This is a genomic window from Streptacidiphilus jeojiense, from assembly GCF_000719095.1.
Classification (GTDB): domain Bacteria; phylum Actinomycetota; class Actinomycetes; order Streptomycetales; family Streptomycetaceae; genus Streptacidiphilus; species Streptacidiphilus jeojiensis.
Genome location: NZ_JOEH01000001.1, coordinates 112,407 through 124,556 on the forward strand (window position 1 = coordinate 112,407; position 12,150 = coordinate 124,556).

Genomic DNA, 12,150 nt, shown 5'->3' on the forward strand with positions numbered 1-12,150 from the left:
CCGCCGGGTCAGTCCTCCCAGATCGCCGCCGCGGTGCGGTCCGCCGTGTAACCCTCGGCGCGCACCTGGATCTGCCGCAGGAAGTCGACCTGGCCCGGCGGATGCGGGTGCGCCCAGTGGTCGGCGAGGAAGTCGGACACCGCGGGCTCCTCACGCAGCGGCCGGTCCAGGCCCTCACTGCAGAGCAGCAGCACGTCGCCGGGCTCCGGCACCACCACCCGGAAGCGGAAACGGTCCGGGCTGCGCGGCGCCCCCGAGGGCTTCTCTGCGCCGGCCCCGGCCGGCTGCTGCGAGCCGACCAGCCGGCGTCCGGCGTAGGCGTCGTACCAGGCGTCGTCGCCGAGCAGCAGCAGGCCGCCGGGGCCGAGGCCGAAACCCGCCCGCAGCCTGCTGGTCGGGTCCAGCGGGGCCAGCAGCGCGTGCAACGATCCGCCGGTGCCGCTGAGTTCGGTGGACGAGCCCGACTGCGGCACCCGCTGCAGCCGGACCGCGGCCCGGGCGGTGAGCCGCTGCAGCCCGTACCGCAGCCGCTCCTGCGCGCCCACCCGGAGATCGGCCAGCAGTTCGCCACGGCTGCGGCCGACCGAGGCGGCGAGCTGGCGGCAGGCGTCGTCGGCGAGCGAGGGGCTCTCCTCGGGGGGCGGGGTCGCCATGACCACCAGCAGCAGCGCCTCGCTGCCCTCGCCGAAGCGCAGCGTCAGCAGCCGGTCGCCGCGGACCTCGCCGCGGCGCCGGGCCCGGTCACCACGGACCGAGGCGGCGAGCAGGGTCATGGTTCCGTAGCGGGCCCCGTCCAGGGCGGTGTCCGGGACCATCCCGACCAGCAGGTCGGGGTCGGCCGCCGGAAGCGCCGCGGGCTCCGGCTCGTCACCGGAGGAACGCTCCGTCGGACGCGCGCCCGGCAGCGGTCGGGCCGGGGGCACCGGGATCCGCGGCGCCGCGACCTTCGGCGCGGCCGGTACGGCGGGCGGCGCGGGGGTCACCGGTGCTGAGGGGATGCTCGGTGCCGTGGGGGTGCTCGGTGCGGTGCTCGGCAGCGGGGGGACCGGGATGTCCGGGATGTCGTCATAGGGGTCGTAGGGGTCGTAGGGATCGAACAGGTCGTCAGATTCCTCCGAGGCCCGCTGCGCGGGGACGGCCCTGGGGTCGGGCTTCAGCGCCGGTATCCGGGGCGGACGCACCGGCAGCGGCGGCAGCGGCGGTTCGGCGTCCCTCGGCGGACCGTCGACCAGGGTGGGCGGACCGCCCGGGGCAGCGTCCTCCTCGCTCCGCGACGCCGGGGGCGACGGCGGCACCGGGGGCGACGGGACCGCACCGCTCAGCATGCCGCTGGCCGAGTCGAACCAGTCGTCCACCGACCCGGCTCCGGCCTCGGCCCGCGGTGCGTCGGGGACCTCGTCCCCCGGCCCCTCGTACACGGCGTCCCACCAGGAACCGTCCGCCCCACCCGACGCGGGTCCACCCTGGCTGCTCATCGATTCGTCTCCTCAGCGACAATTCCGCACCCCGGACGGACGCCATTGTCCACGTCCCGACCCCGCTCACCGGGCGGAACGGGCGAATCGGATCACCCCGTGGCGCGCAACCACACTTCCTCCACAGGGTCCCGACTACCCGGAAAGCTCCTGGCCAGGCATGATGACCTTCAACTACTCCTATTACTCCAGCTTCCCGGGCGGGACGGCGGCGCGAAAGCGAGGCGGGTCAGGTGCTGGGCTTCGTCGGACTGGACGACGTGAGCGAGGAGGTCTACCGGCTGCTGGTCGGGCTGGGCTCCGCCTCGGTCGACGAGCTCTCCGGCAAGCTCGGCCTGCACCACGGCGACCTGGTGGCCGGCTCCCTCGACGTCCTGGAGGAGCTGGGCCTGGTCGCGCAGTCCTCGCTGGAGCCCGGCCGGTACGTGGCCGCGCCGCCCGCGGTGGCGCTGGGAGCGCTCCTGTCCCAGCGCAGGCACGAACTCACCCAGGCCGAGCGGTCGGTGGAGATCCTGGCGCAGGAGTACCGCCGCAACGCCGTCGGCCTCTCGCTGGGCGACCTCATCGAGGTGGTCACCGGGGCCGCCGCGGTGCGCCACCGCTTCGAGCAGCTGCAGCTGGGCGCGGAGCACGAGGTGCTGGCCCTGGTGACGAGTTCGCCGATCGCGGTCAGCGGCGACGAGAACGGTGCCGAGCCCATCGCCGTGGCCCGCGGCGTCGACTACCGGGTGGTCCTGGAGCGCGCCGCACTGGACGACCCCGGCAACGCCGTCGCCCTGTTCACCGCCCTGGACCGGGACGAGGAGATCCGGGTCGCCGACCGGGTGCCCACCAAGCTGATCATGGCGGACCGCTCGCTGGCGATGCTGCCGCTGCGCCCGCTGAACGCCCCCGGCGAACCCTCCGCCCTGATCGTGCGCGCGGGCGGCATGCTGGAGGCCCTGACCGGGCTCTTCGACTCGGTCTGGGAGTCCGCCCTGCCGCTGCGGGTGTCCGAGGCCTCCGGGAAGCGGGCGCTGGTGCGGGACGCCGGTGAGCAGCCGGAGGACGTGGACCTGCAGATCCTCTCGCTGCTGCTGGTGGGGATGACCGATGTGAGCGTCGCCAAGCAGCTCGACCTGGGCCTGCGCACGGTGCAGCGGAGGGTGAAGCGGCTGATGGACCTCGCCGAGGTCACCACCAGGATGCAGCTCGGCTGGCACGCGTACGAGCGCGGCTGGGTGTCCCGCTAGCAGCGCTGACAGCGCGCCGCACTAGTCTGTGCTCCATGTCCGATCCTGCCCCCCGCTCAGCGACCGCGGCGACCGCCGCAGCTCCCCACACCGTCGATCCCGCGCAGGTGCAGCGACTCACCGACGTGGTGACCCGACTGCGTCGCGCCCTGCGCAGCAGCATCCGTACGGACTACCCGTGGGAGTCGCTGCCGATGGCGCAGGTCGAACTGCTGCAGACGCTGGCCACGGGGCCGCTGCGGGTCGGCGAATTGGCGGCGCGTCAGCGGCTGGCGCCGAACACCGTCAGCGGGCTCATCGGGAAGCTGCTGGAGTCCGGCTTCGTGGACCGGCAGGCCGACCCGGGCGACCGCAGGACCGCGAGGATCGCGGTGACCGAGGCGGGGCACCGCCAGCTGGCCGACTGGCAGCAGGCGCACGAGCGGCGGATGGCCGCGGCGTTGTCGTTGATCTCGGCGGAGGACAGCGCCGCGGTGATGGGCGCCCTCGGCGGCCTGGAACACCTCGCCATCGCCCTCGGCGAGGAACCACCCACAGCCTAAGGGGCGCGGGGAACTGCGCGACCAGCCCTCTACGGAGGTGCATGGTTGGCAGCGCCTGCTTTTCATCGAGCAGAGCCCCGCGCCCCTGTTGTGGTGACGGTCAGTTGAAAAGTGACTGGTCCCTGGACTCCAGGCCCAAGAGGAGCTTCTTGGCATCGAGCCCCGCGGCGAAGCCGGTGAGCGCGCCGTTGGCACCGAGGACGCGGTGGCAGGGGCGGACGATGAGCAGCGGGTTGGCCCCCACCGCGCCCGCGACCGCCCGTACCGACGTGGCCGGTCGGCCCGCCGCCGAGGTGAGTTCGCCGTAGGTGACGGTGGCGCCGTAGGGGATGGTGTCCAGGGCGTCCCACACCCGCTGCCGGAACTCACTGCCGACCGGGGCCAGCGGCAGGTCGAACTCCTTGAGCTCGCCCTCGAAGTACGCGGTGAGCTGGGCGACGGCCTCGGCGAACGGCGCCGGATCCTCGATCCAGTCCGGGTCGGGGCTGCTCACCTGGCCCTTCGTGTTGGGCGCGAGCACATGCGAGAGCCGCCCCTGCCCGTCCGCCACCAGCAGCAGCACGCCCAGCGGTGAGTCCATGGTCGAGTAACTGGTCATCAGATGCTCCCTCGTCAGTCCTGCTTCTGCTTCTGCTTCTCTTTGCCTGCTTCGGTGGCGGCCACCCACAGGTGGTGCACCGCGTAGGAGCGCCAGGGCCGCCACCCCGAGGCGTCGACCGCCTCGGCGGCGCCGGCCGCGGCCAGCCCGTGGCGGACGCCGATGTCGGTCGGGAGATGGGCGTCCGGGTCGCCCAGGGCCCGCATCCGGACGTAGGAGACGGTCCAGGGGCCGATCCCGGGCAGCGCCAGCAGCGCCGCCGAGGTCTGCTCCCGGTCCACGCCCGGGCTGAGGTCCAGCTCGCCGGAGGCCAGCGCCGCGCACAGCCCCCGCAGCGCCCGCTGCCTCGCGGCCGGCATCGCCAGGTCCGCCGGGTCGGCCTCGGCGAGGGCCGCGGCCGACGGGAACAGCGAGGTCAGGCCCCCGTCGGCGGCTGCCAGCCGCAGACCGTAGCGCTCGGCGAGCCGCGCTGCCAGCGTCCGCGCCCCCGCGACCGTGACCTGCTGGCCGAGCACCGCGCGGACGGCGAGCTCCTGCGGGTCCACGTGGCCGGGCGACCGCAGCCCGGGTCGGGCCGCGACCAGCGGGGCCAGCCACGGGTCCGCGCCCAGCACCCGGTCGACCGCGTCGGGGTCGGCGTCCAGGTCGAACAGGGCCCGGATCCGCTGGACCGCGGTGGTGAGGTCGCGCAGCGAGGTCAGCCGCAGCCGGCAGTCCAGCCAGCCCTGCGACCTGCGCGGCTGGTCGACCTCGGCGACGCCGGGGCCGCCCGGCAGTGCCAGCGTGCGGCGGTAGGTGCGGACCGCGCCCCTGCTGCCCGCCGCAACGACCTCCTCGACGCCGGGCACCGCCCGGACCGCCAGGAAGTCGAAGAGGTGCGCGGCGTCCAGCGGCTGCCGGTGGGCCAGCCGCAGCGGGATCGTCCCCGGCACCTGGGCCGGCTGGGACGAGCGGGCCGCCTTGTGCCGCAGCTCGGTCGGCGTGAGCCCGTACACCTCGCGCATGGTGTCGTTGAACTGGCGGACGCTGGCGAACCCGGCAGCGAAGGCCGTGTCCGTGGCGCTGACGTCGGTGGTCTGCAGCAGCAGCCGCGCCGTGTGGGCGCGTTGGGAGCGGGCCAGCGCCAGCGGTCCCGCGCCCAGTTCGGCGACCAGTTCGCGGGTCAGGTGCCGCTCGCTGTAGCCGAGGCGCGCGGCCAGGCCGGAGACGCCCTCGCGGTCGACCACCCCGTCACCGATCATGCGCATGGCGCGGCCGACCAGGTCGGCGCGCAGGTTCCAGTCAGGCGAGCCGGGAACCGCGTCCGGACGGCAGCGGCGGCAGGCCCGGTAGCCGCCGGCCTGGGCGGCGGCGGCGCTGGGGTAGAAGTGCACGTTCTGCCGCTTGGGCGTCACCGCCGGACAGCTGGGGCGGCAGTAGATGCCGGTGGTCCGGACGGCGGTGAAGAACACGCCGTCGAAGCGTGCGTCGCGGCTGCTCACCGCTCGGTAGCTGCTCTCCTCGTCGATCACAGCTCCCAGTCTGCGGCATCCGGAAGCCGAGGACTGGCGGGAATCGGACATGGGCGTACGGCCCGCCCGCTGGCGGAATCTTCACGAGCACCGGCGTTCACGCCACTCGTGGGCACCCCGGCTGCGGCGACATGATCGGTGCGACGCGATACCGCCGCCCCGAGGAGTCAGCATGACGACCACCGTCCCCACCAGCACCGTCCCCACCAGCGCCGTTCTCTCCGTCGCCGCGGCCGAGCCGGCCGTCGCCGCCGCGCACTTCGCCGAGCGGCTCGCCTTCGAGGCCGACGTCTCCGACGTCCACGCCGACCTGCAGGCCGGGGTGGACGGGATCGTCGTGGTGGACACCCGCAGCGACGCCGCCTGGGCGCAGGGACGTATCCCCGGCGCGGTCCACATCCCCACCGCCCGGATCGCCGAGCTGGCCCCGGCCCTGGTCGCCCCGGGCGCCACCGTGGTGACCTACTGCTGGGGCCCGGGCTGCAACGGCGCCACCCGGGCCGCCCTCGCCTTCGCCCGGCTCGGCCACCCGGTCAAGGAGATGCTCGGCGGCTTCGAGTACTGGGTCCGCGAGGGTTTCGCCTTCGACACCGCCCAAGGCGGCGAGCAGCGCCCGGTCGACGACCTCACCGCCCCCCGCTCGGGCATCGCCTGCGCCTGCTGACCGACCGCAGGCCCGACCGCTCAGCCGGGGTAGCCCCAGGTCCGGGTGATGCCGCGGAGCACCGCGGGGACCTCGGCCGCCGACGGGAGCGGCCTGGCCTGCTGGACCCGGCCGGAGGCGATGTTCTCGCTCCAGTCGCCGAAGTAGGGCTTGAAGGGGCCGTGCTCCTGCTTGCCGTAGTCGAGCATCTGCGGCTCCCAGTCGACGCCCAGGTAGTCGCAGATGCGGCGGGTCTCGCGCTCGGGCTCGGCGGTGAGGTCCTCGTAGGTGAGGGTCAGGCCGTCGAGACATCGGCGCGCCTCGTCCACGGCGGCGATCTGGGTCGCCACGTCGTCGATCGCCCGCTCGCGGGTGAAGTCGTTGTGCCTGGCCAGCATCGACTCCAGCACCGAACCGGGGTGCCGGAGCAGGAAGAGGTAGCGGGCGTTCGGCCAGGCCGTGGAGATGCGGCGCCAGATCAGCGCGTTGGACGGGGTCTTGTCGACGATGACGCCCTTGCCGCTGCGCTGCAGCTCGTGGTCCAGCACCCGGTCCCAGAGCAGGTGCTCCAGCGTCTGCCGGGCCAGGCCCAGCTCGTCCATGATCCCGTCGACGTAGTCGGCGCCCAGGTCGACCCGGAGCGAGTCCAGGTGCAGCTCGTGCGGGGCGCGGATGCGCGAGTGGCTGTTGAGGAGCACCCGCAGCAGGGTGGATCCGGAGCGCTGGGTGGAGATCACAAAGACCGGGGAGTCGACCAGCCGGGTACTGGGCACCCGGTCGGGCAGATGGACCCTGCGCCTGGGCTTGACGCCCGGCGGCCGGAATGCCTCGATGAGGAATTCCGACCTTCGACGGACCGCCCGTCCCACTGCCCTGCTGCGCTGCGTCTGCTCCATGGCTGCAACACTCACGTAACTTTCCTAATGAATTCTTAGGAACGGATGAGCGCAGAATTTGACGGAATACTCCCAGGAAAACGGGAGGGAGGCCCGCCGTCCGGCGGACCTCCCCTGATGCCCTGATGACCTGGTGCCCTTGGCGTGTGCCTCAGCTCACTTGTAGGTGACCGTCACCGACGTGAAGCCGAGCGAGCCCAGCAGTCCCTTGAGCATGGCGCTGGTGTTCTGCTCCGCGCGGGTGGTCAGCCCGCTGGCGGCGGCCGCGGCCTCGATCTTCTGTGCGGCCAGGACATCCAGCTGCTGCTGGTTGTTGGGGTTGCTGGAGAAGAAGTCGCCGATCCGGTTGAACAGCCCCCGCTGCTCCGCGTAGGTGTAGGAGTTCTTCGGGTCCAGCGCGGTCTTGTCCAGCGCGGCGTGCGGCAGCACGATGGTCGCGCTCCTGCGGTCCTTGCTCACCGTCACCCCGGCCTTGCCCATGTCCACGTAGGAGCCGACGGTGCCGGCCGCGACGTAGAGGGTGCGCTTGCCGAGCAGCGCCGAGGGCAGGAACTTGGCCTCCTTGTCGATGTCGACGACCAGCTGGAAGTTGCCGTCCGCCGCCTCGTAGTGGCTCATGTTCTCGATCGACTGGAGCACCGCCGGCTGGCTGCGGTCGACGGTGGTGGTGCCGAACGGGTTGGGCAGCGAGGGAAGCCAGTTGAACTTCCCGGCGGCGAGGAAGAGCGCGACGATCACCACGAAGGTGATCGGGATGCTGATGTACCAGGGGACGCGGCGCCGGGCGTACCGCCGCTCCTCGACGACGGGCCGCTCGGTCTCCGTCGCGTCTCCACGCAGGGACCTCATGGTTGTCTCCTCTGCCAGGGGTTCCGGGGGCGTCGCTCCGACGCCCTCGACCACCTCCTACCCCGTACCCGCCGACCCAAGGACCCGTCAGTTCGACGGTCGGGCAACAGGATTGTCACCGGGTGATCCCGGTCGCCGCCGGTGTGGGAGCCGGACCGACCGGGCACCACACAGGTAGGCGGATTCCGGGAGGTCACCATGGTCGGCGTGGTGCTGGTCGGCATCGTGATCGCCCTGCTGGCGGTCGCCGCGATCGGCTTCACGCTGTGGAACGACGGGCAGGGCCTGCCCCGCGGCCGCTCCAGGGACCGGAGCGGGCGGCGCAGGCCCCCGGACGGCGGGCCGTCGGACGACTGAGTCAGCGCCGTCCCTTCGCCCGCAGCGCCGCACCCCGCTCCCGGTCGGCGGCCTTCCAGCGCCTCAACTGCTCGGCGCGCAGCCGGGCGTCGGTCCGCGCCGCAATCCGCTCGTTCTCCCGGCGCAGCTTGCGGTAGCTGTCCAGCCGCCGCTCGTCCAGCCGGCCGTCCCGCAGGGCCGCCAGCACCCCGCAGCCGGGCTCGGCGACATGGCCGCAGTCGCCGAAGCGGCAGTCCCGCGCCAGCGCCTCGATCTCGGCGAAGGCCTGCTGCAGCCCCTGCGCGGCGTCGAACATGCCGACTCCGCGCAGTCCGGGGGTGTCGATCAGGACGCCCCCGCCGGGCAGCGGCAGCAGTTCCCGGGCGGTGGTGGTGTGCCGGCCCTTGCCGGAGCCGCCGACCGGGCGGACCGCTCCGGCGGTCGAACCGGCGCGCCCGGTCAGCGAGTTGGCCAGGGTGGACTTGCCCGCGCCGGACAGTCCGACCAGGGCGCTGGTGCCGGGCAGGCGGCCGGCGAGTTCCGGCATCCCCTGCCCGGTCAGGGCGCTGACCACGAGGACGCCGACGCCGGGGCTGACCCGTTCGACGTCGGCCCTGATGTGGTCGCCGTCGGGGGCCGCGTCCGCCTTGGTGAGCACCACCAGCGGCTGCGCCCCGCTCTCCCAGGCCAGGGCCAGGAAGCGCTCGACCCGGCCGAGGTCGGGTTCGACGGACAGCGAGACGGCGATGACCACGGTGTCCACATTGGCCGCCAGCACCTGCCCCTCGGACCGCTTGGAGGAGGTGGACCGTACCACCGAGGTGCGCCGCGGCAGCAGCGCGCGGACGGCCGGGCCGGACGCGGCGGGGCCGACGACCGCCCAGTCGCCGGTGCAGACGTAGTGCAGCGGGTCGTGCACCGCCACCGGCGCGATGTCGGCCCGGAGCGGGACGGCTTCGCCGCCGTCCGCGACCACGACCTCGCACAGGCCGCGGTCGACCCGGACGACCCGTCCGGGCAGCAGGCCCGCCCCGGCGTGCAGGGTGAACTGTTCGGCGCACAACTCGTCCCAGCCGTAGCGGGCGAGCGGATGCGCGGTGTCGGAAGGTGTGCTGATGACAGCGTCGGACAAGGGAGACCCTTCGAAGGGCGGCCCCGGTTGACGTGGCGTCAGGCGGGGACCGCAGGAGTGGGAACGATGTGCTGCACCGTGATCGCCATCAACGTCCTCACCTCCTGTCCCCGCTGTGTCTGCTCCCGGATGCGGCGGCCAGCGTAACCGGGCGCCGGCGCCGGCTGCCATCAGTTTTTCCGGCCGGTACGGGTGCAACCAACTCGAACGGGGTTGCGTGAGGCTATTCGAGAACTCGGAAACGCTTGTGGGGGGACCATGAACGCGCAGCGCAGCACCGTCCGTCGGAGAAACGGCCTGATCGGCTCGGGGGCGGCGACCCTCGTCGCGCTGGCGCTGGCCGGCTGTTCGGCGGGGGGCGGAGCAGGAAGCGGTTCGAACGCCGCCGCCGGGCTGGGCGGTGCTCCGCAGGCCGGCGCCGGCAGCTCGGCGAGCAGCGCGCCCGCCGCGAGCGCCTCGCCCTCGGCCGCCCCGAGCACCCCCTCGGCCTCGCCCTCCCCCACCGGACCCACCGTGCCCGAGCCCGCCGTGCTGGCGGACGCGCAGATCAATGTCGGCGAGGGCCAGACCGTCGGTGTCGGCATGCCCGTCTCGGTCACCTTCGCGCACCCGGTCCCGGCCTCGCAGCGGGCCGCGGTGGAGCAGTGGCTGACGGTCCAGGCCGGCGGCGTGACCGGGGCCTGGAGCTGGATCAAGGACCGCAACCTGCTGGATGGCGAGCGGGTGGACTTCCGCCCGCAGAGCTACTGGAAGCCCGGCACCGAGGTGACGGTGCATCTGGGTTCGCAGACAGTACGGCACTTCACCGTCGGCCGCTCGCTGATAGCCACCGTGGACGTGCGCACCCACCAGATGACCGTGGTGAACGCCGGGAGGACCACCCGCATCCCCATCACCGCGGGCCAGCCCGGTCTGGACACCTGGAACGGCGTGATGGTCGTGCTCGACAAGGCGCAGAAGGTGCTGATGGACTCGCGCACCGTCGGCCTCGGTGACGCCTATCTGGGCTACTACTACTGGGCGGTGCACATCACCACGTCCGGGACCTACGTCCACCAGAACCCCAGGGCCGACACCTACGGGGGCAAGGAGAACGTCACCCACGGCTGCGTCGGCCTCGCCGACGACGGCACCGCCAAGAGCTTCTACAACGAGGTCATCCCCGGCGACGTGGTCAAGGTGATCCACTCCAAGGACACCGTCGCCGCCGGCAACGGCTACGGCGACTGGAACCTGAGCTGGACCCAGTGGCTCGCCGGCAGCGCCCTCAAGGGCGCCACCGGCGCGTAGCCGCAGTTGTTCTGAGTGTCCGTCAGGCAGCGGTGACGGCCGAGTCGTCGGACTCCTGGGGCTCCGGCTGCTCCTGGAGTCCGCGGCGCAGGCCGAACAGCGCCACCAGGCAGGCCACCGCCATCACCCCGGCCATGATGTAGAAGACGGTCTGGGTGGCCCGGGCGAAGTCCAGCCGGACGAAGTGCGGGATGCCCGCCGTACTGCCGCCGGAGCCGGTGCCCGAGTTGGCGTCGGCCGCCTTGACCGCCTCGGCGTGGGTCAGGCCCTGGGCGGTGAGCGAGGAGACCAGGTGCGAGCGGGTCTCGGTGACCATCACCGTGCCCAGGATGGCCAGGCTGAGGCTGGAGCCGTAGTTGCGCACGGTCTGGGTGATCCCGGTGGCCTCGCCGTAGGAGAGGCTGGAGGCCCGGTTGACCGCGTCGGTGTTGGCCGGGCCCATCATCAGGCCCATCCCGGCACCGGCGATGACGATCATCCACATCTCCTTGTTGAAGTCGAGTGTGGTCAACCGCTGGGCCCAGAGGTAGAAGCCGACCGCCGCGACGGCGCAGCCGATGACGACCGGGCGCTTGGCGCCGACCCGGTCCAGCATCCGCCCGCCGATCTGCGCGGCGACCACGAAGCCGAGGAAGAAGTACAGCAGGCTCTCCCCGGCCTGGGACGGCTTCTCGTCCAAGCCGACGGCGGCGTACTCGCTGGCGAAGAAGAACATCGGGACGAACACCATCATGGCGACGCCCAGGATGACGTTCTGGACCACGAACGCCCGGTTGCTGAAGATCGAGACGTTCATCAGCGGCGAGGCGACGGTCTTCTCGTAGCGGAAGAACACCACCAGCAGCAGCAGTCCCAGGCCGATGCTCAGGCCGATGCCGGGGTTGCTCCAGCCCCAGATGTTCGACTGCTGGAAGCCGAAGACGCTGAGCGCGACCCCGGCGGCGATCAGCACCAGGCCGCGGTAGTCCATCGGCGCCGGACGGTGCCGGGTCTCCGGCTTGGACAGCACGATCAGCACCAGCGCGATCAGCGCGATCGGGATGTTGACCCAGAAGATGGCCCGCCAGGTCCAGGCGCTGAGGTAGCCGCCGAGCAGCGGCCCCACCGCGGTCAGACCGCCGGCGATGCCGAAGAAGAGGGCCAGCGCCCGGCCGCGCTCCCGCAGTTCGTAGGTGTTCACCACGATGGCCAGCGCCGCCGGGTACATGATCGCGCCGCCCACGCCCTGCAGCGCGCGGAAGGCCACGATCCAGGTCTCGGCCAGGCTGCCCTTGGGCGTCAGCCCGCACAGCGCGGAGGCACCGGCGAAGACGATCACCCCGATGGTGACCATCTTGCGGTGGCCCACGGTGTCGGCCAGCCGGCCGCCGTAGGCGAAGAGCGCCGCCATGGTGAGCAGATAGGAGTTGACCGCCCACTGCATCCCGGTGCTCGACAACCCGAGCTCGCTCTGGATCTTCGGTGCCGCGATCGAGACGATCGTCTGGTCGATGAAGGTCATCGCCACCGCGAAGATCATCGCGGTCAGCACCAGGTTCTTCCGGCCCGTCCCCACGGACCCCGTACTCACACTGCTCACTCGGTCAGCTCCCCCGTCGTCTGGTCAGCCTGTACGGACGCTGAGAGTAGCGGCTCCCGGTGTGACC

Annotated in this window: 12 protein-coding genes; 5 read left to right on the plus strand and 7 right to left on the minus strand. The window is 72.5% G+C overall.

Features of this window, described 5'->3' with window-relative positions:
• Nucleotides 1-8: 8 nt before the first annotated feature.
• Nucleotides 9-1,475 (minus strand): hypothetical protein, encoded by a 1,467-nt coding sequence (locus IF29_RS43100; protein WP_051724726.1) that lies wholly within the window; start codon nt 1,473-1,475, stop codon nt 9-11.
• 233 nt (nt 1,476-1,708) lie between these two features.
• Between IF29_RS43100 and IF29_RS0100515 the strand changes: the two genes are divergently transcribed.
• The gene (locus IF29_RS0100515) at nt 1,709-2,707 is read left to right on the plus strand and encodes a hypothetical protein (protein WP_030248139.1); all 999 of its coding nucleotides are present in this window, start codon (nt 1,709-1,711) and stop codon (nt 2,705-2,707) included.
• A 35-nt stretch (nt 2,708-2,742) separates the two neighbouring features.
• On the plus strand, nt 2,743-3,249 hold the full coding sequence (locus IF29_RS0100520; protein ID WP_051724727.1) for a MarR family winged helix-turn-helix transcriptional regulator: 507 nt from the start codon (nt 2,743-2,745) through the stop codon (nt 3,247-3,249).
• Nucleotides 3,250-3,349: 100 nt separating this feature from the next.
• Here IF29_RS0100520 and IF29_RS0100525 read toward each other — a convergent pair whose 3' ends face one another.
• Together IF29_RS0100525 and IF29_RS0100530 are read right to left on the minus strand one after the other, a co-directional pair.
• Entirely contained in the window at nt 3,350-3,847 is a 498-nt protein-coding gene (locus tag IF29_RS0100525) for a methylated-DNA--[protein]-cysteine S-methyltransferase (protein WP_030248143.1), read from the minus strand.
• Between the two features lie 14 nt (nt 3,848-3,861).
• Entirely contained in the window at nt 3,862-5,409 is a 1,548-nt protein-coding gene (locus IF29_RS0100530) for an AlkA N-terminal domain-containing protein (protein ID WP_030248145.1), read from the minus strand.
• Between the two features lie 121 nt (nt 5,410-5,530).
• Here IF29_RS0100530 and IF29_RS0100535 point away from each other — a divergent pair, with 121 nt between their 5' ends.
• Nucleotides 5,531-6,022, plus strand: coding sequence for a rhodanese-like domain-containing protein (locus IF29_RS0100535; RefSeq protein WP_030248148.1), 492 nt, complete (start codon nt 5,531-5,533; stop codon nt 6,020-6,022).
• A 20-nt stretch (nt 6,023-6,042) separates the two neighbouring features.
• Here the strand turns inward: IF29_RS0100535 and IF29_RS0100540 are convergent, their stop codons facing one another.
• Nucleotides 6,043-6,912, minus strand: a complete 870-nt coding sequence (locus IF29_RS0100540) for a sulfotransferase family protein (RefSeq protein ID WP_232241960.1) — start codon at nt 6,910-6,912, stop codon at nt 6,043-6,045.
• A 141-nt stretch (nt 6,913-7,053) separates the two neighbouring features.
• Nucleotides 7,054-7,746, minus strand: coding sequence for a DUF4230 domain-containing protein (locus IF29_RS0100545; RefSeq protein ID WP_084713307.1), 693 nt, complete (start codon nt 7,744-7,746; stop codon nt 7,054-7,056).
• Between the two features lie 198 nt (nt 7,747-7,944).
• Between IF29_RS0100545 and IF29_RS0100550 the strand changes: the two genes are divergently transcribed.
• Nucleotides 7,945-8,103, plus strand: a complete 159-nt coding sequence (locus tag IF29_RS0100550) for a hypothetical protein (protein ID WP_157623497.1) — start codon at nt 7,945-7,947, stop codon at nt 8,101-8,103.
• Between the two features lies 1 nt (nt 8,104).
• Here IF29_RS0100550 and rsgA read toward each other — a convergent pair whose 3' ends face one another.
• Nucleotides 8,105-9,214, minus strand: coding sequence for a ribosome small subunit-dependent GTPase A (gene rsgA / locus IF29_RS0100555; RefSeq protein ID WP_030248155.1), 1,110 nt, complete (start codon nt 9,212-9,214; stop codon nt 8,105-8,107).
• 258 nt (nt 9,215-9,472) lie between these two features.
• On the opposite strand from rsgA, the gene IF29_RS0100560 reads away from it, so the two are divergent.
• Nucleotides 9,473-10,504 carry a L,D-transpeptidase gene (locus tag IF29_RS0100560; protein ID WP_051724728.1) on the plus strand — a complete coding sequence of 344 codons (1,032 nt, stop codon included), beginning with the start codon at nt 9,473-9,475 and terminating at the stop codon, nt 10,502-10,504.
• 22 nt (nt 10,505-10,526) lie between these two features.
• Here the strand turns inward: IF29_RS0100560 and IF29_RS0100565 are convergent, their stop codons facing one another.
• Nucleotides 10,527-12,083, minus strand: coding sequence for an MFS transporter (locus tag IF29_RS0100565; protein ID WP_232241961.1), 1,557 nt, complete (start codon nt 12,081-12,083; stop codon nt 10,527-10,529).
• Nucleotides 12,084-12,150 lie beyond the last annotated feature (67 nt).